Genomic DNA, 22,487 nt, shown 5'->3' with positions numbered 1-22,487 from the left:
ACCTCACCACTTCTTCGGAGAGGAGGGGTTCCTTCGGCAGGGAAGCTTTCAGACGATAGAATCGCCTCTGTAAGGTGGATGTACTCCAACTCATCACAACACAAAAAGAACGGCTGAGCAACAACAAAAACTTGCGTTAATTAGAGGTTGCGTTATTGAGCAGAAAAAAGAATAATAAAAAGGCGCATCCCTTTTAAACGAAGGATGCGCCTTTTTTGTGTGCTAGGACAGTAATACATTTCGAATAGGCTGTGTTATATCAAAGGGCAAGTTTGAAAGAGACAAAAAAGAAGTAAGCTCAAGTGCTCATTTCTTCAACCATTTCTCTGTTTTCTCTAAAATTTATGTAACCATGGCACTTGATGATTTTTCTTGCTATCATAAGCAAAAATAATACAGTTTTTTTAACTGTTTCTTTGGTTTTTAATGAAATTTCATTTCAAATAAGGTATGATAAAGATGTATTAAAAACGTGTAGGAGGGAACTCTCTTGGAAATGTTTGAAAGTTTAACAGAAAAAATTGCAGGGAAAAATATTAAAATTGTTTTCCCGGAAGGAACTGAGCCACGTATCTTAGGAGCAGTCGTTCGTCTAAAATCAGAAAACTTGTTGGAACCAATCTTGATTGGTAGCAAAGCAGCAATTACTGAAGCAGCAAAAGATCGTGGATTTGACATCGAAGGTGTTAAAATTTTTGATCCTGCTGCTTATGATCAAATGGAAGAAATGGTTGCTTCTTTTGTTGACCGCCGTAAAGGAAAAGCTACAGAAGAACAAGCACGTGAAGTCTTGAAAGATGAAAATTATTTCGGAACAATGTTAGTTCACATGGGACTAGCAGATGGTTTAGTAAGTGGTGCCGTTCACTCGACAGGTGATACCGTTCGTCCAGCATTACAAATCATCAAAACAAAACCAGGTGTAAGTCGCACAAGTGGTGCATTCATCATGTTGCGCGGACGCGGACAGGAAAAATACTTGTTCGCTGATTGTGCAATCAACATCAATCCAAATGCACAGGAACTTGCAGAGATTGCAGTAGAATCAGCTAAAACAGCTGAAATGTTTGATATCGAACCAAATGTGGCTCTATTAAGCTTCTCTACGAAAGGGTCTGCATCTTCACCAGAGCAAGAAAAAGTTGCTGAAGCAACCAAGATTGCTCAAGAATTGGCACCACAATACAATATCGATGGTGAATTACAATTTGACGCGGCATTCGTTCAATCTGTAGCGAACCAAAAAGCTCCTGATTCAAAAGTAGCAGGAGAAGCGACAGTATTCGTATTTCCAGAAATCCAATCTGGAAATATCGGCTACAAGATTGCTCAACGCTTTGGTGCGTTTGAAGCAGTAGGACCAATCTTACAAGGATTGAACAAACCAATCTCTGACTTGTCACGTGGTTGTGTGGAAGAAGACGTTTATAAGACAGCGATTATCACAGCAAATCAAACTTTAATTGGCTAAATATCTCTGATATGGAAAGCTCCCTATATATACCAACATTAGATTGGTATATTAGGGAGTTTTTTCTCTCAAAAATACGTTATAATGGAAAAAAACAAAAGAGAGGTGCCGCAAATGGCATTTAGCATTGAAATAAAAAATGAAGAAGATACAATGTTCCTTGGTGAAAAGTTAGGGGAGTTAGCAGCCCCAAATGATGTCATTTTATTAGAAGGAGACCTGGGAGCTGGGAAAACAACCTTTACCAAAGGGATAGCTAGAGGTCTTGGAATTGAGCAAATTATCAAAAGTCCTACCTATACTTTGATTAGAGAATATACAAAAGGACGAATTCCCTTGTACCATTTGGATGTTTACCGTTTAGAAGAAGCGGGCGGAGAAGAATTAGGGCTGGAAGAATATTTTTATGGGGATGGAGTCAGTGTCATTGAATGGTCAAAATTTATTAAAGAAGAATTACCAAAGGAATTTCTTCAAATTGAAATCAGTAGGAGTGGTGAGTTTTCGCGAGAACGTACTTTTAAAATGATTGCGGAAGGCAATCATTACGAAAAACTGCTTCATGAGTGGAAAAGAAAATGGGAGGAAAGAAAAATATATGAAAACTGAAAAAATCGAAATAATGATTCGAGAGGCGATTCCAACCGATGCAAAAGAAATTCTAGCTTTTAGTAAAAAAACAGGCAGTGAAACGGACTTCTTGACTTATGGACCAGAAGGATTAGAATTATCAGAAGCTTTTGAAGAAATGTATTTAGAAGGATTAATGGAAAAAGAAAATGAAATTATGCTTATTGCCACTATTAATAATGAAGAGTTAATTGGAATTGCGTCAGTAGGTTCCAATGATAAGCCTAAAACACGTCATGTTGGCGAAGTTGGAATTACGGTAGAAAAGGAATTCTGGGGATTCGGAATCGGGACGGTCCTTATGGAAGAAGTTGAAATCTGGGCAAAAGAAAGCGGGATTATCAAACGTCTTGAATTAACGGTCCATGCAGGAAACGAACGTGCAATAAAATTATATGAAAAGATGGGCTATCAAAAAGAAGGAATCATGTCTCGTGTCATGTATATTGATGATGAATTTGTTGAGGGAATTATGATGAGCCTATTAATCGATTAAAATAAGAAAACCCCTTTGAATAATCAAAATTGATTCAGTGGGGTTTTTAAAGTATATACAAATACCTTAGAATAAAATAGTAAGTGCATAATTTGAAAAAATGGCTAGCACAAGAATGTTGATGATAACAAATGCCCATTTAAAACGTTTATCTTTTACGTTCAATCCGAAAATTACACCTACGATTGGAAAGAATATCGCTAGCAGTAGTGAAATCGTTGCAATTGTGTCAGGCTCTTTCGTTGAAAATAAATATACTGGATAGAGAACGCTTAATAGGGTAAAAACGGTCGCATTTTTTAATTGTTTATTAGACAAAAGAAGTTCCTCCTTTACTGTACCGAATCATTTTAGCATATTTTTTTGCGATTTTCTGCTTTGATTAAGGATTTATTGGTAATCATTATTTAAATAACTGGACAGTAGAGTAAATAATAGCTTATTATACAATTAATGTATGTTACAATAAAAATTACTAACTTGAAAGATAAACGGTACTTATTATCCAAAATTATGTTACTATTATTTATTGAGTAGAACAATTTAAATGAGAACTTAAATAACTTTAAAGTGAAAGATTTAGCGAGGGGAAAAGATTGCAAGAGAAAATTACGTTGGCAAAGAAACTAAAAAAAGAGTTTCCGACTGTCATTATCAAAGAAAATGAAACCTTAGATGCATATACATATACAAAAACTGGTGGTCCTGCTGATGCTCTTGTCTTTCCAGTAACCAAAGATGAAGTTCAAGCGATTGTAAAATGGACACATGAAAAAGATGTTCCACTAACAATTTTAGGAAATTCCAGTAATGTTATTATTCGCGATGGTGGAATACGCGGAGTCGTAATGATCTTAACGGAATTAAATGGAATAAAAATTGAAAAAAATCACTTGGTCGTGCAAAGCGGTGCAAAGTTAATTGATACATCGAAACGTGCCTTGTATGAAAATTTAACCGGCTTGGAATTTGCATGCGGGATTCCCGGGAGTGTCGGCGGTGCCGTCTTTATGAATGCTGGCGCATATGGTGGAGAAGTTAAAACAGTAATTGAAACGGTTGAAGTTGTCACGTTGACAGGTGAACGAAAAATTTATAAAAATGAAGAGCTTGAATTCAGCTATCGACACAGTAAAATTCAAGAAACAGGCGATATTGTGGTTGAGACAGTTTTTGCGTTAGAAAAAGGGAAAAAAGAAAAGATTTCTGAAAAAATGGATGAGTTAACAGAGTTGCGTACTTCTAAACAACCTTTAGAATATCCCTCTTGCGGAAGTGTTTTCAAACGGCCAACGGGCTACTTTACTGGAAAACTAATTCAGGATGCAGGTCTTCAAGGAAAAATTTTGGGCGGCGCACAAATTTCTACCAAACACGCTGGATTTATTGTGAATATTAATCAAGCAACAGCAACAGATTATATTGAAATGATTTCTCATATCCAAGAAGTAATCTGGGATGTGTATCAGGTAAAATTAGAGACAGAAGTACGAATTATTGGGGAAGATTCTATCCTTGAATCATTTGAAAATGTGGCAGAAAGAATGTCTTCCTAAAAAAATAAAGGAGGTGGATTCCATGAGAAAGCCACTTATTACACTTCAAGATTTTACCTTTACCTATTCAGATCAAAATTTTCCAATTCTTAAAGAAATTAATGTGACGATTTATGAAGGGGAAAAAATTCTTGTCATCGGGCCAAGTGGCTCAGGGAAATCCACCTTCGCTCGTTGTATATCTGGGATTTTGCCAAGTAAAGATAACGACGATTACACAGGGACGATTACCTATGGACAAGATAATGAAAAGAAGAGAATCTCTAATTTTCTGCCAAACGAGTTAGCGATTCATATGGAAGATAGCGGAGAAGCAGTGAGAGAAAGAGAGAAAGAATACTCGACTGGTTTTTCTACCGCTATTCAGCCGTTTCAAAGTTACTTAGAGCAAAAAAAGCTAGCTGGAATGAAATGGTTTTTAAGTAAATTTCCTTCTTTGCAGGAAAGCTTTAGTCAGTTAACGGATAATCAATTTGAAAAGATGAAGACAGCGGGGCTTTTTGTAAATGACAAGCCTCTGCTTATTTTTGATGAACCACTAGCGAATCTTGATCCAAAATCAGGCGATTTGACGATGAAGTTTATTGATTCATTAGAAAGAGATACTAATTCAACTGTAATGATTATTGAACATCGTTTAGAAGACGCGCTTGCTTATCCAATTGACCGTTTAATTTTATTTTCTGAAGGACGCATCATCGCAGATGGAAACCCATCAGAAATACTGAAAACGGATATTTTAAGTGATATTGGTATACGTGAGCCTTTATATATTACTGCAATGAGGTATGCGGGCGTTAATTTGGATTATGTTCACAGTTTGGATAACGTTGACGAAGTAAACGGTCCCAATTTAAGAGAAGATATGGAGCGTTGGCTATCTTATTTGCCTCAATTCCAGTATCCATCTAATGATGAGGTGTTACTGGAAATTCAGGATGCTACCTTTAAATATCCATGGAACAAAGAAAATATTATAGACGACGTAAGCTTTAAAATCATGGAAGGTGAGATTCTAAGCCTAATCGGTCCAAATGGCTCTGGGAAAACAACTCTGGTAAAAATTTTATCCGGTCAAGAAAAATTAAAAACTGGAAAGTTGTTCTGGAAGGGCGAAGAAATTACTGATTTTAATGCACAAAAGATGAAAAAATTAGTAGGCTATGTCCCACAAAATCCTCTTGAAACGATTACGCAAGACAATATCTATGAGGAATTGTCCTTTCGGCTAAAAGAAGAAGGTTATTCTGAGGAAGAGATTTCACATCGGGTCGAGAAAGTAATCGAAGTATGCAGTTTACAATACATTCGTGACTTGCCAATGAACGCTTTAAGTTTTGGGCAGTTGCGAAGAGTGGCAATTGCTTCCGTACTTGCATTAAGTCCTAAAATGATTATTGTCGATGAACCAACTGCGGGGCAGGATTTCCTTCGTTACACAGAGATTTTAAATTTTTTACAGTCTATCCATTTGCAAGGAGTGACTGTTTTACTTGTCACACATGATATTCATTTAATGATTGAGTATACAAAAAGAGCAATTGTAGTATCAAAAGGAAAAGTTATCGCTGATGCAAGTCCTGTCTATATATTAGTCAGTCCTGAAATTATTGAACGTTCTTCCTTAAAAGAAACAAGTCTATTTACCTTTGCAAGACACATTGGGATGAAAGATCCTTATGTCTTTACAGAAAAATTCATACACTATGATCGGGTTGCACGCCTTTTCTAACAATATTTTGATTAAAAACATTTTGTTCCGTAATGGAGCAAGATGTTTTTATTTTTTTTGATTAATAACGCTTGTATTTTTCTAGAATATCGCTATAATTTTATTCGTGCCTAAACTTAAAGATTAGTATTACTAAACTAACGATGAAGAAAAGAGGGTTTTCCTTGGAAATAGGTAAGAAGTTGAAGGATTTACGTCTCCAAAAGAATTTAACGCAAGAGGAATTGGGAGAGCGTACCGATTTAACAAAAGGTTATATTTCTCAATTAGAAAACAATTTGAGCTCGCCCTCCATGGAAACATTTTTTGATGTGCTAGAAGTATTGGGGACTACGCCAAAAGACTTCTTTGATTCTGAAAAGGAAAGTCAGTCCGTGGTCTATACAAAAAATGATGTGACCATTTTTGAGGATGAAGAAAAAGGTTATGCAATGACATGGTTGATTTCCGATTCAAATGATAAAGAAATGGAACCAGTTATGATAACATTAAAAGAAGATGGAGAGTTTAAGCAGTTTCCACCTTCATTAGCTGAAACATTTGGCTATGTTTTAGCAGGGACAGTTGGGCTGGAAATAGGCGAACAAAAATTTCAAATAAAAAAAGGGCAATCATTTTACTATGAGGCAACAGAGTCTCACCGAATGCGTAATGCATCTACAAAAACAACCAAGGTACTGTTGGTTGTAACAGATTCTTACTTATAATTATTAGAAAGTGCAGGTGTAATGAATGACAAATCATACAAACATCGTTTTTGAAGGTGTAAACAAGGCTTATGACGATAACGTAATTTTACACGACATCAATTTTGAAATTGAAAAAGGGAAGTTTTATACCTTACTTGGTCCATCAGGATGTGGAAAAACGACCATTCTCCGATTAATTGCTGGTTTTACAGATGTTACAGAAGGTTCCATAAAAATAAACGATCAGATTGTGAATGATATCTCGCCAAATAAGAGAAAAGTAAATACGATTTTTCAGGATTATGCACTTTTCCCGCATATGAATGTATTTGACAATATAGCATTTGGGCTGTCATTAAAAAAATTGCCAAAATCAGAAATAGAAGCGAAAGTAAAAAATGCTTTGAAAATGGTTCAACTTTCTGGCTATGAAAATAGAGAGATACGTGAAATGTCTGGTGGACAGCAACAGCGTGTAGCAATTGCACGAGCAATCGTTAATGAGCCAGAGGTGTTGTTATTGGATGAACCACTTTCTGCTTTAGATTTGAAGTTACGTACAGATATGCAGTATGAATTAAGGGAACTGCAAAGACGTTTGGGAATTACTTTTATTTTTGTTACTCATGATCAAGAAGAAGCGTTAGCAATGAGTGATTGGATCTTTGTAATGGATAAAGGAAAAATTGTTCAAAGTGGAACTCCGGTAGATATTTATGACGAACCGATCAATCGTTTTGTTGCTGATTTTATTGGTGAAAGTAACATAATTGCTGGAACGATGGTGGAAGATTATAAAGTTAAAATGGTTGGCAAAGAATTTGAATGTGAGGACGCTGGGATTACTCCTGGAGAACGAATTGAAGTAGTGATTCGTCCAGAAGATTTAGAATTAACTACCGTTGAAAAAGGAAAGTTAGTAGTGAATGTTGATAGCCAACTGTTCAGAGGCGTGCATTATGAAATTATTGGATACGATAAGGACGGCAATGAATGGATGGTTCATTCAACGAAAAAAGCTGTAATCGGACAAGATATTGGTCTCTATTTTACACCGCATGATATTCACGTTATGCGTCTAGGAGAAACAGAAGAAGAATTTGATGCTCGTCTTGAAAGTTACGAAGCATAGGAGGGAGCATAAATGACTACACGTTCAAAAGTTTGGTACTCAGCACCTTATGTCTTATGGCTAGCATTATTTGTAGTAGCCCCAATGTTGTTAATCTTGTATCAGTCATTTTTTGATATCTCGGGTAACTTTACCTTTGCTAATTATTTGACGTATTTTCAATCTGGAAATTATTTAGCTATGACACTAAATTCATTTTTCTATGCATTTTTGATTACTTTGGTGACATTTCTTATTAGTTACCCAACAGCATTATTTCTGAGCAGAACAAAATACAAACAGCTTTGGCTATCGCTTATTATTTTACCGACATGGATCAATTTATTATTAAAAGCATATGCTTTTATTGGTATTTTTAGTCAAAGTGGTACGGTAAACAATTTCCTTGGTTTTTTAGGAATTGCCCCACAGCAAATTCTATTTACTGATTTCAGTTTCCTGTTTGTAGCCGCATATATTGAACTGCCTTTCATGATTTTGCCGATTTTTAACTCCATCCAAGAAATTAATCCTTCTTTGGAGATGGCTAGTTATGATCTAGGAGCGACGCGTTGGGAAACGATTAAACGAGTGATTTTTCCATTAAGCATGCGCGGAGTTAGAAGCGGCTTCCAAGCCGTCTTTATTCCTTCCTTATCACTCTTTATGTTAACGCGGTTAATTGGGGGTAACCGAGTAATTACATTAGGTACTGCAGTTGAACAACATTTTCTCGTTACTCAAAATTGGGGAATGGGTTCAACAATCGGCGTTATATTAATCATTTCCATGTTTATCATCATGCGATTAACCGGTGAGAAAAATAGAAAGCGAGGGGTAAAACAAAATGAAAGTATCAAGTAACTCAAAATGGAACAACTTGTTTTTAATACTCGTATTTCTCGTCTTATATCTGCCTATCTTTTATTTAATTTATTACTCTTTCAATGAAGGAGGAACAATGAATGAATTTACGGGCTTTACATTAGAACATTATCAGGCTGTGTTTGAAGACAAACGGTTAATCGGCATCGTCTTAAATACCTTGTTGGTCGCATTACTATCTTCCTTACTGGCAACCATTATCGGGACCTTTGGCGCGATTTATATTTACTATACAAAGAAGCGTCGTACCCAACAAACCTTGCTGAGTTTGAATAATATTTTAATGGTATCGCCCGATGTTATCATTGGAGCAAGTCTATTGATTCTTTTCACAATTGTCGGCTTCGGATTAGGATTTGCTTCTGTATTGCTTGCCCACGTCGCTTTTTCGATACCGATTGTTGTGTTGATGGTTTTACCAAAATTATATGAAATGAAAGACTCTATGATCAGCGCGGCGCAAGATTTAGGAGCAAATTCTTGGCAAGTCCTTACGCGGATTTTATTGCCCAGTATTACGCCAGGGATACTTAGTGGATTTTTCATGGCTTTTACGTATTCGTTGGATGACTTTGCGGTAACCTTTTTCGTAACAGGGAACGGCTTTAGTACACTTGCTGTTGAAATCTATTCTCGTGCGCGTCGAGGAGTAAGTTTAGAAATTAATGCATTAAGTGCATTGATGTTTGTCTTCACACTATTACTTGTTTTAGGATATAACTTCATACAGGTCTATGGACAAAGAAAACGTGAAAAAGAATTAAAAGCAATGACCTTTAATCAAGGAGAGGTGATAAATCAATGAGACGACTACTCATTAGTATGATAACGATTTTGATTATCTGCCTTTCACTTGCATTCGGGATTAACTATTTGAACCGTTCACAAGGATTCACTGGAGATAACACATTAACGATTTATAATTGGGGCGACTACATCGAACCGGAGCTGCTTGCGAAATTCGAAGAAGAGACAGGTTATAAAGTTTCCTACGAAACATTCGATTCGAATGAAGCCATGTATACGAAAATTAACCAAGGCGGTACTTCTTACGATATTGCGGTACCCTCTGAATATATGATTGATAAAATGATCGAAGAAGACATGTTATTGGAATTAGATCACTCCAAGATTGAGGGACTGGATTATATTGGAGACCGATTTTTAGATTTGAATTTTGATGAAGGAAATCGCTATTCCATTCCTTATTTTTGGGGAACATTAGGAATTGTCTATAATGATAAATTTATTGAAGAGGAACCAAACTCTTGGAATGATTTGTGGAATGAAGAATATCGACATAAACTGATGTTAATAGATGGAGCTCGGGAAGTAATGGGAATTGGCTTGCAAAGCCAAGGATATTCTTTGAATGAGAGAGATCCAGGATTACTTAGAAAAGTTGCCGAGAATCTAAAATTACTTACACCCAATATTAAAGCAATTGTAGCGGATGAAATCAAGATGTATATGATTCAAGAAGAAGCAGCTATCGCAGTTACCTTTTCTGGTGAAGCGAGCGAGATGCTATGGGAAAATGAGCATCTGCATTATGTGATTCCAGAAGAAGGAACCAATCTGTGGTTTGATAATATTGTCATTCCAAAAATAGCTCAGAATGTGGAAGGGGCATATGCCTTTATCAACTTCATGCTTGACCCAGAAAATGCAGCTATCAACGCTGATTATGTAGGCTATTCTACGCCGAATGAAGCGGCAATTGAGTTGATGGATCCAGAAATTGTTGAAGACGAAAATTTCTATCCATCTGATGAAGCTGTTTCTCATATGGAAGTTTATGAAAATCTCGGATCAGAGTTGCTTGGAATTTATAATGATTTATTTTTGGAAGTAAAGATGTTTAGGAATTAACAAAGAGCGCAGAAAGTGAATTTCTGCGCTCTTTGTTTTATAGTTTTTTCTACCGAACGTGATTCAATTTTCTAAACTGTATAGAAAAAGACTTTCAAATAGTATTTTGAGTCTGAATATCTTTATTTTCAAAAAATAAAGATGTTCAGCAGAAAATTTAGTATCGAATGTCTTTGTTCTAAAGAAATAAAGACATTCAGGCTAGAAAAAGAGCTTGATAATCTTTTTTTCTATTATTTATAACTGCAAATGGTGAAGCTCTTTTATACAATTATGATTACTCTCATGAATCTTCATGATTTCTTTTAATCTCCACTTCTGTCCCAAAGATTTGCATCTTTAATTTTACGCCTTCTCGGGTTGCAGCCAAACCTCCTAAACCAGTCTCACGCAGAGAAGGGGGCAGACTTTTTCCGACACGGCGCATAGCATCAATGACATCATCTGCAGGAATCTTGTTTGTCAAACCGGCAAGAGCCATATCCGCAGAAAGTAAAGCATTGGCAGCGCCGATGGCATTTCTTTTTACACAAGGAATCTCAACTAATCCGGCTACTGGATCACAGACTAATCCAAGAAGATTACTAATTGCCATAGCCATTGCTTCTGAAGCTTGTTCTGGTGTCCCACCTGCAATTTCTACAGCCGCAGCTGCAGCCATGCCGGATGCGCTGCCGACTTCTGCTTGGCAACCGCCTGCGGCACCTGAAATCATTGCTTGATTAGCAATGACCATTCCAAAACCACTCGCACAAAAAAGCATCTGCACCATTTGATCTTCACTTAAAGAAAGTTTGTCTTTAATCCCAAACATGACACCAGGCAGTGTGCCGGAAGAACCGGCTGTCGGCGTTGCGCAGATAATTCCTAGCGAAGCATTCACTTCATTTGTGGCGATGGCATTTTCAACTGCTAACAAAAGGTCATTGCCAGATAATGTTTTACCTTTCTTTCGGTAATTCTGTAGTTTAACTGCTTCTCCGCCAGTCAGACCAGTGGGGGAGAATACACCGTCGCCCGTAAGTCCTTTTTCTACCGCATCTTTCATAACAAGATAATTCTTGCGCATTTGTTCCCAAATATCTTCTCTTGTACGATGAGATTTTTCCATTTCTTGACAAACCATCAATTCCGAAATAGGAACATTTTTTTGAATGGCATCTGTTACTAATTGTTCAATTGATTGATACATATCCCTACTCCTAACTAATTAAAATTGCTTCCTCTACAAAAGCTAGTTCATTAATTTCAGAAATCATTTTTTCAGAAGGTGGGGTTTCCATATACAGAACTACCCATTCCACTTCATTTTCCTGAAAAATACGAATATCGGATAATTGATAGCTATGTTTCTCAAAAAAAGCATACCAATCTGTCATCGTATAAATATTTCGATGAAGATTATTCTGTTTAATAAAATACAATGGCAAATAGCCGTCAATTGTCATTTGATAATTGTCTAATTCGACAACGTTTAGTTGAATAGAGCCGCCGCCAATAGAACAACCAGTAGCAATAATACGTCGATCATTTCGTTCTAGTGTCATAGTGGCTGTATTGGGATGGTTAACAGGAGAGGGGTCGGTTTCCTCAATAAAATTAACTTCTATATTTTGGGATTTCGCCATCTTTAACGAATGAGGCAGCATGGGGTCTTCCGTAGATAAACCTAAAATTCCTCCCAGAATAGCAAAATCAGTTCCGTGACCAAGATGAGTCTCCGCAAAAGATTCATAGTACTGGATTGTTACTTTTTTGGCTTGCATTTGAAATAATTGGGAAGCGGCTTTACCGAGTGTCAACGCTCCTGCTGTGTGAGAGCTGGAAGGGCCCACCATAATTGGACCAATAATATCAAAGACGCTACGAAATGTGTCAGCCATTTTTTCTCCTCTTTTCCTTTTTCAATAAATCCAACGCTATTATATCAGATAAAGAGAAAGTAATTGTGAGTAACTCATGATAAATATACTCATCATTCTCTCATGTTGTTTCTGTCGATAAAAATGTCTCCTGTGCTATAATTAAAAAAACAAAGATAAAGGAATAGGTGGATTATGGAACTCAAAAAAGCAGTGGGGATAAAAGCAGCAGATTACATAGAAAATGGTATGGTTGTTGGATTGGGCACAGGCTCGACAGCTTATTATTTCGTAGAAGAAGTGGGTCGTAGAATGAAAGAAGAAGGATTGGATATAGTCGGGGTAACGACTTCCATTCGAACCAAAGAACAAGCAGAACGTTTACAAATACCACTAAAAAGCGTAGATGAAGTAGAATATATTGATATGACAATCGATGGCGCTGATGAAATCAGCGATGACTTTCACGGAATTAAAGGCGGCGGCGCGGCTCATTTATACGAGAAAATTGTTGCCAATAACTCAAAAAAAATTATCTGGATTGTGGATGAAAGCAAAATGGTACAGAAATTAGGAGCATTTCCTTTGCCAATTGAAGTTGTAAAATATGGTTCTCAGCAACTCTTCAAACGATTTGAGGAAAAAGGTTATCAGCCGTCCTTCCGTAAAAATGAAGACGATACTCTTTATTTAACTGATGAACAAAATTATATAATCGATCTTCATCTCGGACAAATCGATTATCCGATAGAGTTGGAAAAAGAGTTGGATAAAATGACAGGAGTTGTCGAGCATGGTCTATTTTTAAATTGTGTTGATACTGTTTTAATTGGCACTTCTGAAGAAGTTATCGTTAAAGAAGTATCTAGATAATTGAAGGGACGATAAAATGATGAGAATGGTTGATCTGATTGTAAAAAAACAAGAAGGAAAAGAATTGAGCCGAGAAGAAATTCGGTTTTTAATTGAAGGATATACAAACGATACAATTCCAGATTATCAAATGAGTGCTTTTGCAATGGCAGTATACTTCCAAGATATGACAGATCAGGAAAGAGTAGAATTTACAATGGCCATTGCCGAATCGGGTGATCAGATAGACTTATCGGAAATTGAAGGAATCAAGGTTGATAAGCATTCAACTGGGGGAGTGGGAGATACGACTACTTTAGTATTGGCTCCCTTAGTAGCCAGCATTGGAGTTCCTGTTGCTAAGATGAGTGGTAGAGGCTTAGGCCATACAGGCGGTACGATTGACAAATTAGAATCAATTCCTGGTTTTCGAGTAGAAATTGCCGAACAGACTTTTATTGATTTAGTAAATAAAAACAAAGTAGCAGTAGTTGGCCAATCTGGAGATTTATGTCCAGCCGATAAAAAGCTATATGCATTACGAGATGTAACAGGAACAGTAAACTCCTTGCCTTTGATTGCCGGATCAATTATGAGTAAAAAGATAGCTGCTGGTGCAGATGCGATTGTACTCGACGTAAAAGTAGGCGCGGGCGCATTTATGAAGTCAATTGAAGATGCAGAAGAATTAGCACACGCCATGGTTGCAATCGGGAATCTTGCCGGTAGAAATACAATGGCAATTATTTCTGATATGAGCCAACCTTTAGGCTTTGCAGTTGGAAATGCCCTTGAAATCGAAGAAGCGATTGAGACTTTGAAAGGGAAAGGTCCCGCTGATTTAGAGGAACTTTGCTTAGAATTAGGGGCTCAGATGGTGTATCTCGGCGAAAGAGCAACGAGCCTTTCTGAAGCAAAAGAATTATTAAAAGTAAAACTACACAATGGTGAGGCATTAGAAAAATTCAAAGAATTTATTGCTGCGCAAGATGGAAATCCAGAAGTCGTAAATGATTATTCACTGATGCCGCAAGCAAAAGATAAAAAAGAAGTCCTGGCTGAAGAAGAGGGATATGTGGCAGAAATAAATGCTGATTCTATCGGTGTTGCTGCGATGTCTTTGGGAGCTGGGCGTGCTACAAAAGAATCTGAAATTGATTTAGCTGCGGGGTTAATCTTGCATAAAAAAGTAGGCGACACAGTAAAGAAAGGGGACATACTTGTTACCCTCTTTGCCAATGATAAAGATTTTTCTGAAGCGGAAGCGTTAGTACATGCATCCTATCAATTCAGAAAACAAAAAAATAAGCCAACACTTATTCACGAAGTTATTACGGATTAAATATAAAATAGAGAGCTTCAATCGGCGAATATACCAGTTGAAGCTCTCTATTTTTTTATAGGAAGAATTTTATGGTTTTTTCAGTCTTTGAATGAAATTTCAATAATACTTTCATTGAGTTTGAGGAATTCATCAATAATGTCATTATGATTTACTGATCGGGGAATATAAATGTTATAAGTTAGTTGAAAAATAACCCCCTCATTTGTTTGCAACATCTTAAAATCTTCATCAGTTGTTTTTAATTTGTTTTCTTTAAAAAAAGCATGGAATTGTTGGATAGCATCACGATCAGATACTTTAATATCCAACCGGAAAATTTCTCCAATACGAACCATTCGCTTTAGTACATAAAGAACTATTAAAATAATGAGACAGCTCACCAGCGATAAATAATAATAGCCCATTCCAATCGCAATTCCCAGACCAGCAACTCCCCAAATCGTTGCAGCAGTCGTTAAACCAGAAATCGTATCAGCGCGGGTTGTGATAATTGCTCCCGCACCAAGGAAACCAATCCCACTTACAATTTGAGCAGTAATTCGAGCAAAATCAGTTGTTAACATTGGTTGTAAATCGGGATTCTCCAATCCCATACGAAGAACCATATAAGAGATTTCTCCTTGGATAATAGTTAACAGACAAGCTGACACACAAACAACAATATTTGTGCGAAGACCTGCTGACTGGTGGTTTGTTTCTCGCTCAAGTCCAATCGCTGCTCCAATGCCAACGGATATTATTAACCGAAGGGTAATTTCAAAATAATCTAAATCATACATACACATTCCTCCCTTCATTTCTATCTTTATTTTAGTCTATCTCTAAGGGGATAGAAAGTAAAAACATTAAAAGGGCTTTCAAAATAGAAAGTTTAGAATTCAACTTCCTATATAAAAAAACTATGATAGAATTACATATATTTAGGAAAATTTATTGAGGATTTAGAATTGTTATAAAAATTCTATTAGATAAAAATTGAGTAGGAGGCTGGATGTGAAAAAAGAAGAGTGGCGTACTGGATTTCAAGCAATATTACCAGTATGTATTAGTTATGTTCCAATCGGCCTTGCTTGCGGCGTACTGCTGCAACAGGCTGGTTTTAATAGTATAGCGGTCTTGATGACGAGCTTATTTATTTATGGAGGAGCTTCTCAATTTATGATTGCTTCCATGACAATGAGCGGGGTGGGAGTATTAGAAATTGTTCTGATGGTGTTTTTTATTAATTTACGGCATTTATTAATGAGTTCCACACTAGCAAGTAGATTAAAAAACGAATCAACACTATTCAATATGCTTTTTGCTCAAACAATAACGGATGAATCGTACGCAGTGAATCTGATGAAATTTAAATTGGACTCAGGATGGACTACTAACAAAGCGTTAGTCGCTGGAACTGCTTCTTATTTAACTTGGGGAATCAGTACTTTTATCGGTGGTGTGTTAGGAAACAGTGTAACGATTTCAACCGTTATTATGAACTACATGTTAACAGCAATGTTTATTTATCTGTTAGCAGCACAGATTGAGAACTGGGTATTATTTTGGACCAGTATTTTTGCCATTGTTCTTTCAGTAATTCTGAAAGTCATTTTGAAAAATGGTATTGCGATTCTGATCGCATCCATTATCGCATCTTTCTTTGGTTTGGTTCTATCAACCATAAAGGAAAAAAAGGAAGGTGTAATACATGAGTCGTGATATTCTCTTGTTAATTATTTTAGCGGCAGTAGTTACTTATTTACCTCGGTTTCTGCCAATATTGCTATTGAAAAATGCAAATTTGCCGCTTTGGTTTCGAAAGTGGATGGGCTACATTCCGATTTCCATTTTTGCATCACTTATTGCAACGGATATTTTTTTCCAAGAAGACAATGTGCAATTTGATCTCACATCAAATGTAAAATTGATTCCTTCTCTAATAACGTTATTCGTTGCATATAAAACAAAAAATATGATTTATTCTATTTTAGCAGGGGTTATTTCCATTGCACTAATGGTGTGGCTGACATAATTTTTTGATAAGAAGGACAAACTTCATGTCGAAACAAAAAGACGTAAAAAGCAGTTTCATGCTTTCTACGTCTTTTATTTCTGCTGATTTTTGAGATTGGTTTTTCTTATTTTACGCTTGAACGTTTTGCATAATATCGGTAATCAATCGAGCGCATATCGCACCAATCAATCAAATCACGATGGAAAATCAAATCTGTCTGTTGCAATTCTTTGATCGTCTTCTTTCCAAGCAAAGTCATGATTGCAATGATTTTTTCTTTCCATGTACGAACGGTCTCAATTGTTTTTTCTGGTCCATCATTTACGACCATATGCAAGAACTGTCCTGAAAGACCAACTGCTTCAGCACCCAGGCTCAAGGCTTTGACGATGTCGTAGGGTGTTTTAATGCCGCCTGAAGCGAGGATATGCGCCTGTTTATTTACTCCTCCTGCCTCAATAAGAGAAAGAACAGTAGACTGGCCCCAGTTTTCTAAATCATCAAAAGAGAAGGTTGTTCTGCGTGCGTTTTCGATTGCAGCAAAATTTGTTCCACCCGTCCCCGAAACATCGATCCATTGAACACCGACATTAATCAATTGTCGGATTGTTTCTTGACTCATCCCAAAGCCAACTTCTTTTACCATAACGGGAACGCCTAGATTCGCAACGATGTCTTCGATTTGTTTTAACCACATAGAAAAATCTCGGTCACCTTCTGGCATAACTAGTTCTTGCGCTGCATTAATATGGATTTGCATACCATCTGCCTCAAGAATATCGACTGCTTTTTTTGCATTTTCGATAGTATGGTGAGCTCCAAGGTTCGCTAAGACAATTCCGTTTGGATTTACTTCACGAATAATACGGAAGCTATCCTCAACTTCTGGATTTTTGATAGCAGCACTGACAGAACCGGAAGCCATTACTAATCCGCATGCTTTTGCGACTTCTGCTAGTTGTTGATTAATCTCTTTTGTTTTTTCGCTGCCTCCTGTCATCCCATTGATATAAAAGGGGAGCGGCATTTGTTGCCCCAGTAAGTCAGTTTCTAAACTCACGTCATCAGTAGCCATTTGCGGAAATGAATGATGCACAAAGCGGACTTTCTGAAAGTCAGACTTACTATGAGACTGATACTGCTTTTCAGCTAATTCGACATGCTCATCTTTACGATTTGAATCAATATTCATAGCAATTCCTTTCTTATTTTTTTTCATAAAATACTTCGAGTGGAAGTGGCTGGATTCCAGCTTTTCTCCAATCTGCTAATAGGGAAGTAAGGTCTTTATCTTCTTCAATCAAAACGATTCCGCAGTCACCGCCGCCAGCACCGGAACTTTTTCCCGAACCGCCAAATTTTTCTGCAATGCGAACCAATTTTGATAATAGTTCCGTTTCGATCTTGACTCCTGTTTGCTGAGCAAGTCGTTGCAATAGTTGCCGATTTCGATTGATGCCAATTTTAATTGCTTCGACATCTCCTGTTTCAAAAGCATCGATTAAGGCATTGACGCAGGTTTTGCTTTTTCTTAAAAAAATCGGGAAAAAACCTTCCAATGTACCTCGCTTATGATTTACTTTATCGACCAAATGAGTGGTGGATGCGGGCGAACCAGTCCAGCCAATTAGTAATTTCAATTTCTGCGGTACTTGAAGTTGTTTGATCATTAAATCTGGCCATGGTAAAGCAACAAGTTCGGTAATTGACATGTTTTCTTCTTGCTCCAATACCCATTGGCGATTAAAACACGCATAAGCAATCCAACCAGTGTAACTACTCGCTGCAATATCACCAAATGAGCCATTGCTGTTGACAGAAAGGTGAGCTAAAGCTGCAAGCTTATAGACTAATTCAGACGTCATTTCCAGATCGTAGAATTTTAACAAGGCTTTTATTGTGGCAACAGTAACGGCACCACTTGATCCTAGTCCATATTTTTTTCCTTTGGCATTATCTAATTCGCTCTCTACTGATAAATGAAAGAATTCCAGCTCTTTATTTTTCTCCTGAATATACTGTTCAGTGTATTTAACAGCCTGCGTGATATAGAAAAAAGGATTTTCACGTTCATCAATATAAAGTTTCCCGTTTTGTCTTGTCCAGGGGATAGGCAGACCTCCGTTTAGAGAAGAATGAATGGATCCTTCTTCTTCCGCTTTCTCAACCGTTACTGTAATAAATTGATTCACCGCAACCAAAATCGCTGGATGAGCATGAGTGACTACTGCGTATTCACCTGCAATAAATAATTTTCCCGGTGCGCTTGCTTGTACCACTGTCTTCTTCCTCTCTAGATAAATGACCAGTTATTTTTTTGAAGCTCGTCTTCTGTTAATTCTCGGATTCCTTTTCCTGGTCCAGTAATTAATAATTGTTCTTCTTTAAAAAAATCTTTGAGTTTTTCTTTAATAAGTCCTGCTTGTGAAAGGCGACAAAGGACTTTCACATTTGGTCCGGCATCCATTGTAACATAACACGAGATGCCTTGTTCACGCAATTTCTGGACCGCTTGGATCGCGGTAATACTAGCTGGTTCAAAATATAAAATAGGCGGTTTTGCAGCAAGCATGGAAGCATGCATCTTCATTGCACTATGCTCAGCCATTTCACCCATTTTTTCAAAATTACGTTCTTTTATCGCATCTTTTATTACACTCAAATCGTCTTCTGCAGTTGCCACCCAAGCTGGATAATAGGGGGAAGTTTCAACGGTCTGTTTCATTCCTTCCCGACTGGATACTTTCTTTTCAGAACGATTTACTGCAATAATCACCATGCCGATGTCCCAGTCAGCCTCGTCAATTGGAATAGCAAAAGAATCTTCTGAGCTTGTTCCTTTATTCCATTCCACAAACCCACCATAGATGCTTCTTGTAGCACTGCCGCTTCCTTGACGAGCATAGGTAGATAAGGTTCGCAAGTCTACGTTTAAGCCACTAGCGATGTTGGCGGCACCAGCTAATGCCGCAAAAGCCGAAGCAGAGGAGGCTAGTCCAGCCGCTGTAGGAACATGGTTGATACTTGCTACACGAGCTCGGTAGGATACTCCTGCCTGAGCTCGGAATAAGTCAAGGAAACGAGTAATTTTTCCAGTCTCTTTTTCACTTTGTTTCTTACCATTCAAAATAAACAAATCTTCTGTTAATTCCTCGTCAAATTGAACAAAGGTATCGGTGTATAGTTTTTCCAGTGTCAGAGAGAGACTGCTATTCATAGGTAAGAAAAATTCTTCATCTCTTTTTCCCCAATATTTAATCAGAGCGATATTTGTGTGTGCTCTTACTGCTGCATAAGTCATCTACTTTCCTCCTTTTTAAGTGATGTAACCCAAGTTGCTACAGCACCTGCTTCTCTTAGGGTTTTTTGTAAGGCGAAAGTATCTGCTTCATTTGCAACTAAAGCAATCATACAGCCGCCGCGCCCGCCACCGGTCAATTTTGCCCCTAAAGCACCTGCTTTTTTGGCCGCTTTAACCAATGTATCCAATTCTTTATTCGAAACCCCTAATTCTACAAGTAATTGATGTGCGTGATCCATGGTTTTTCCTAGAGACACAGCATCATTTTTTTCTAGAAACGTTCGGGCATGATCAGCCAAACTTCCTAGAGTATGTATTTTATTCAAACTGATTGGCTGGTCTTCCTGCTGGATGCGGTCTGCAATGCTTTGGACGGCCTCTTTCGTTTGGCCTGTTACGCCTGTATCACCAACTACCAAGTAAGCATCCATCTGTAGATCAAAAGGGACAAAATCATGTCCTTTTCGGTAATAAACAGGGGAAGATCCGCTTGTTGTAATAGCATCCAGGCCACTAGGATTCCCATGAGCGATTCTCTCAGCAATGCTCACCAATTCCAGTAATTTTTCATGAGAAAGCTCTGTTTGATAGTATTGATAAATTGCTCTTGTCACTGCTACGGCAACTGCTGCACTTGAGCCCATACCTCTCTCAGGCGGGATGGCACTCTCAATTGAAATTGAGAGGTTTTCATAGGGCTTATCAAGAGAATCAAGCGCCACTTTAATTGCTTTTTTTAAACTTTGTAAGATTTCCGGCATTTCATCCGCGATTCCATGATAGTAAGAACAGTCAATTCGTAATGGTCCTTCATTTTCACGGACAGTAGCAAGCATTTCAACTGCTGGAAAAGGCAGTGCAATGGAAGGTTCCCCATAGACAACCGCATGTTCTCCCATTAGAATAATTTTCCCGTGTGCTTTTCCTATCTTACTTTCTTTCATTTTCAACATCTTCCTTTACTACAAACTTTACTGTGCAAACCAAGAAACAATGAATGGAGCAGCATATAAAGTCATGAACTGAATTCCGTAATTGATTCCTAGATTATTTAATGACCCACAAATAAAACCAATTAATAATACCCCAAAAACATTCAAAAGTCCTGCATCCATGAAAGATAAAAGCAAAACAAGCGCAATAAATAATCCTAGAATTGCTTCATGAGGAATTTTCGTTAATACAAAGCTTGTTATATTCGTTGCATAACGAATTGCTAGGAAATAAACCATGCTAATGGCTATAAGAGCACCAAAAACAATTGCCAATGTAAATTCGCTGGCTCTTAGAGCATGGTGGATATTATTTTCCATTGTAAAAACCGGCGGGGCAGTAAAAAGAGCACCACCTGGCCCGATAGCCGCTGGAGATAAGGGAATACCCAGAGCTACCACACAAATAATAATGCCAGACAAGTAAGTGGATTGAGCTAGAGCACTCATTGTAACGATGGACGTACTGGCTTTTTCGATTGGGTTTTTTGCTTGTTTCGCTGCCAACTCACCAAATAAAATGATGATACCAACCGGGCTCAAAACGAACAAAAAGGTGGATAGAAATGAAGAAAGACCTGCACGAATTGACTCTTCTTTTTTAATAATTTTGAAAGGATTCAACGTGATATTTTCTCTATTGATGACAGGTATTATCGTTTCTTTCAGCTGTGTTGTCTCTGTCGCAACTCGCTTATCTTTGATTAAAAACGAAAGCAAGCTGACTAAAAGTGGACCAACAGTAATTCCCAAAAAGAAAGAAGTGGTTATATTTTTATCAAACGGAACGATATTTAAATCCCAATACAAAGTCCGTAAGCTCTGAAATAGCAGAGCTACGGGAACAATCATTACTAGTGATAGCAGCTTTGCTCTTCCCATTAAGGACAAGAAAATTGCTCCGATAACAAATAACCAACTGGCATAACTTTTAATCACTTCTGCATAAGGCGCGATTAGATTTGCAAATAACAAACTGATGGGTACGGACACTGAAACACCTATCAATGAGCCTACCGCTGCTTTTTTTATATTTTCATGTGTCAGACCGGCCTTTTTCAACATCATGGAATGTTCAATCATAGGGGTTGATAAAACTCCCCCGGGTAGACCAACAACCAATGTCGGCATGGCATTCATTAAATTTAACGCCACGATAGCTGAAATAAAAAACGTTAAAACAACAATTGGTTGTATGCCTGCCATTACGATTGCAAGTGTAATGGGCATTAATACAGCAGTTTCGTCTGTTCCAGGAATAAAGCCAATAATCGTATATAAAACGGTCGCTCCTACCGCTGCGATTATCATTTGACCAATCATACTAAAATCCATTAAAAACTCCTCCTGTTTGTGTGATGGATTTATTTATTTATTGTAGCTCGACGAATGATTCGCTTCGGCTTAATAAATAGGGTATTGATGAATAAAGCAAGGACGGCTCCCATTAATCCAAAAAATAATTGTTTCGTTGTATCCTGTGAAGGAGCTAGAAAATAGCCGCCCATTGTTAGAACAGTTGATACAACAATGGCTCGAACCATATCAATGGAACCAACTAAGTCTCCCCATAACTCAAGATATTTTTGTTCTTTCTTCATTTTTTTCACCCTTTTCAATAACCATATAAGTCTACTTAATTTTAGCGAAGGGCGAGGGTAAAGTAAATTAAACAAGCATTTATTTATAAAAACTTA

General features: G+C 37.4%; 24 protein-coding genes. 14 read left to right on the top strand and 10 right to left on the bottom strand.

The window, feature by feature from the left end; all coding sequences use genetic code 11:
- Positions 1-490: 490 nt before the first annotated feature.
- The 3 genes from pta to EJN90_RS01265 all read left to right on the top strand — a co-directional run bounded on the left by pta (position 491) and on the right by EJN90_RS01265 (position 2,597).
- Positions 491-1,471 carry a phosphate acetyltransferase gene (gene pta / locus EJN90_RS01275; RefSeq protein WP_126108496.1) on the top strand — a complete coding sequence of 327 codons (981 nt, stop codon included), beginning with the start codon at positions 491-493 and terminating at the stop codon, positions 1,469-1,471.
- Between the two features lie 114 nt (positions 1,472-1,585).
- Complete coding sequence (gene tsaE / locus EJN90_RS01270) at positions 1,586-2,080, top strand: tRNA (adenosine(37)-N6)-threonylcarbamoyltransferase complex ATPase subunit type 1 TsaE (RefSeq protein ID WP_126108495.1); 495 nt, start codon at positions 1,586-1,588, stop codon at positions 2,078-2,080.
- Positions 2,070-2,597 carry a GNAT family N-acetyltransferase gene (locus tag EJN90_RS01265; RefSeq protein WP_164543964.1) on the top strand — a complete coding sequence of 176 codons (528 nt, stop codon included), beginning with the start codon at positions 2,070-2,072 and terminating at the stop codon, positions 2,595-2,597. The genes tsaE and EJN90_RS01265 overlap by 11 nt, the downstream gene beginning before the upstream one ends.
- A gap of 66 nt (positions 2,598-2,663) precedes the next feature.
- Here EJN90_RS01265 and EJN90_RS01260 read toward each other — a convergent pair whose 3' ends face one another.
- Positions 2,664-2,915 (bottom strand): hypothetical protein, encoded by a 252-nt coding sequence (locus EJN90_RS01260; protein ID WP_126108493.1) that lies wholly within the window; start codon positions 2,913-2,915, stop codon positions 2,664-2,666.
- A gap of 278 nt (positions 2,916-3,193) precedes the next feature.
- Here EJN90_RS01260 and murB point away from each other — a divergent pair, with 278 nt between their 5' ends.
- The 7 genes from murB (at position 3,194) to EJN90_RS01225 (ending at position 10,442) form a co-directional block, all read left to right on the top strand.
- Positions 3,194-4,153, top strand: a complete 960-nt coding sequence (murB, locus tag EJN90_RS01255; RefSeq protein ID WP_227872543.1) for a UDP-N-acetylmuramate dehydrogenase — start codon at positions 3,194-3,196, stop codon at positions 4,151-4,153.
- 22 nt (positions 4,154-4,175) lie between these two features.
- Positions 4,176-5,885: an ABC transporter ATP-binding protein gene (locus tag EJN90_RS01250; protein WP_164543963.1), complete on the top strand. Its 1,710-nt coding sequence runs from the start codon at positions 4,176-4,178 to the stop codon at positions 5,883-5,885.
- Between the two features lie 164 nt (positions 5,886-6,049).
- Positions 6,050-6,592 (top strand): helix-turn-helix domain-containing protein, encoded by a 543-nt coding sequence (locus EJN90_RS01245; protein WP_126108491.1) that lies wholly within the window; start codon positions 6,050-6,052, stop codon positions 6,590-6,592.
- Positions 6,593-6,617: 25 nt separating this feature from the next.
- Positions 6,618-7,706 (top strand): ABC transporter ATP-binding protein, encoded by a 1,089-nt coding sequence (locus tag EJN90_RS01240; RefSeq protein WP_126108490.1) that lies wholly within the window; start codon positions 6,618-6,620, stop codon positions 7,704-7,706.
- Positions 7,707-7,718: 12 nt separating this feature from the next.
- On the top strand, positions 7,719-8,549 hold the full coding sequence (locus tag EJN90_RS01235; RefSeq protein ID WP_126108489.1) for an ABC transporter permease: 831 nt from the start codon (positions 7,719-7,721) through the stop codon (positions 8,547-8,549).
- A complete protein-coding gene (locus EJN90_RS01230; RefSeq protein WP_126108488.1) occupies positions 8,533-9,375 on the top strand; it encodes an ABC transporter permease in 843 nt (280 codons plus the stop codon). The genes EJN90_RS01235 and EJN90_RS01230 overlap by 17 nt, the downstream gene beginning before the upstream one ends.
- The gene (locus EJN90_RS01225) at positions 9,372-10,442 is read left to right on the top strand and encodes an ABC transporter substrate-binding protein (protein ID WP_126108487.1); all 1,071 of its coding nucleotides are present in this window, start codon (positions 9,372-9,374) and stop codon (positions 10,440-10,442) included. Before EJN90_RS01230 ends, EJN90_RS01225 begins: the two co-directional genes overlap by 4 nt.
- 283 nt (positions 10,443-10,725) lie before the next feature.
- On the opposite strand, the gene sdaAA is transcribed toward EJN90_RS01225, so the two are convergent.
- Together sdaAA and EJN90_RS01215 are read right to left on the bottom strand one after the other, a co-directional pair.
- Positions 10,726-11,634, bottom strand: coding sequence for an L-serine ammonia-lyase, iron-sulfur-dependent, subunit alpha (sdaAA, locus tag EJN90_RS01220; RefSeq protein WP_126108486.1), 909 nt, complete (start codon positions 11,632-11,634; stop codon positions 10,726-10,728).
- Positions 11,635-11,644: 10 nt separating this feature from the next.
- Complete coding sequence (locus EJN90_RS01215) at positions 11,645-12,325, bottom strand: serine dehydratase beta chain (RefSeq protein ID WP_126108485.1); 681 nt, start codon at positions 12,323-12,325, stop codon at positions 11,645-11,647.
- A 174-nt stretch (positions 12,326-12,499) separates the two neighbouring features.
- Between EJN90_RS01215 and rpiA the strand changes: the two genes are divergently transcribed.
- Positions 12,500-13,177 carry a ribose-5-phosphate isomerase RpiA gene (gene rpiA, locus EJN90_RS01210; RefSeq protein WP_126108484.1) on the top strand — a complete coding sequence of 226 codons (678 nt, stop codon included), beginning with the start codon at positions 12,500-12,502 and terminating at the stop codon, positions 13,175-13,177.
- A gap of 19 nt (positions 13,178-13,196) precedes the next feature.
- Positions 13,197-14,498, top strand: a complete 1,302-nt coding sequence (locus tag EJN90_RS01205; RefSeq protein WP_126112185.1) for a pyrimidine-nucleoside phosphorylase — start codon at positions 13,197-13,199, stop codon at positions 14,496-14,498.
- 80 nt (positions 14,499-14,578) lie between these two features.
- Here EJN90_RS01205 and EJN90_RS01200 read toward each other — a convergent pair whose 3' ends face one another.
- Entirely contained in the window at positions 14,579-15,280 is a 702-nt protein-coding gene (locus EJN90_RS01200; RefSeq protein WP_164543962.1) for an MgtC/SapB family protein, read from the bottom strand.
- Between the two features lie 214 nt (positions 15,281-15,494).
- On the opposite strand from EJN90_RS01200, the gene EJN90_RS01195 reads away from it, so the two are divergent.
- Together EJN90_RS01195 and EJN90_RS01190 are read left to right on the top strand one after the other, a co-directional pair.
- Complete coding sequence (locus EJN90_RS01195; protein WP_164543961.1) at positions 15,495-16,202, top strand: AzlC family ABC transporter permease; 708 nt, start codon at positions 15,495-15,497, stop codon at positions 16,200-16,202.
- Positions 16,192-16,515 (top strand): AzlD domain-containing protein, encoded by a 324-nt coding sequence (locus EJN90_RS01190; RefSeq protein ID WP_126108481.1) that lies wholly within the window; start codon positions 16,192-16,194, stop codon positions 16,513-16,515. The genes EJN90_RS01195 and EJN90_RS01190 overlap by 11 nt, the downstream gene beginning before the upstream one ends.
- Positions 16,516-16,621: 106 nt before the next feature.
- On the opposite strand, the gene fni is transcribed toward EJN90_RS01190, so the two are convergent.
- The 6 genes from fni to EJN90_RS01160 are packed head-to-tail and all read right to left on the bottom strand — an operon-like array spanning position 16,622 to position 22,391.
- Entirely contained in the window at positions 16,622-17,716 is a 1,095-nt protein-coding gene (fni, locus tag EJN90_RS01185) for a type 2 isopentenyl-diphosphate Delta-isomerase (RefSeq protein WP_227872542.1), read from the bottom strand.
- Positions 17,703-18,776: a phosphomevalonate kinase gene (locus EJN90_RS01180; protein ID WP_126108480.1), complete on the bottom strand. Its 1,074-nt coding sequence runs from the start codon at positions 18,774-18,776 to the stop codon at positions 17,703-17,705. The genes fni and EJN90_RS01180 overlap by 14 nt, the downstream gene beginning before the upstream one ends.
- A gap of 14 nt (positions 18,777-18,790) precedes the next feature.
- Positions 18,791-19,798 carry a diphosphomevalonate decarboxylase gene (mvaD, locus tag EJN90_RS01175; protein ID WP_126108479.1) on the bottom strand — a complete coding sequence of 336 codons (1,008 nt, stop codon included), beginning with the start codon at positions 19,796-19,798 and terminating at the stop codon, positions 18,791-18,793.
- Positions 19,795-20,751, bottom strand: a complete 957-nt coding sequence (mvk, locus tag EJN90_RS01170) for a mevalonate kinase (RefSeq protein ID WP_126108478.1) — start codon at positions 20,749-20,751, stop codon at positions 19,795-19,797. The genes mvaD and mvk overlap by 4 nt, the downstream gene beginning before the upstream one ends.
- 18 nt (positions 20,752-20,769) lie before the next feature.
- Positions 20,770-22,125: a tripartite tricarboxylate transporter permease gene (locus EJN90_RS01165; RefSeq protein WP_126108477.1), complete on the bottom strand. Its 1,356-nt coding sequence runs from the start codon at positions 22,123-22,125 to the stop codon at positions 20,770-20,772.
- Positions 22,126-22,154: 29 nt separating this feature from the next.
- Positions 22,155-22,391, bottom strand: a complete 237-nt coding sequence (locus EJN90_RS01160; RefSeq protein WP_126108476.1) for a hypothetical protein — start codon at positions 22,389-22,391, stop codon at positions 22,155-22,157.
- Positions 22,392-22,487: the final 96 nt, after the last annotated feature.

Source organism: Jeotgalibaca ciconiae (genome assembly GCF_003955755.1).
In the GTDB taxonomy this organism is placed as follows: domain Bacteria; phylum Bacillota; class Bacilli; order Lactobacillales; family Aerococcaceae; genus Jeotgalibaca; species Jeotgalibaca ciconiae.
Note: the sequence above shows the minus strand (reverse complement) of the source record. Positions and strands in the feature narration are given on the sequence as shown.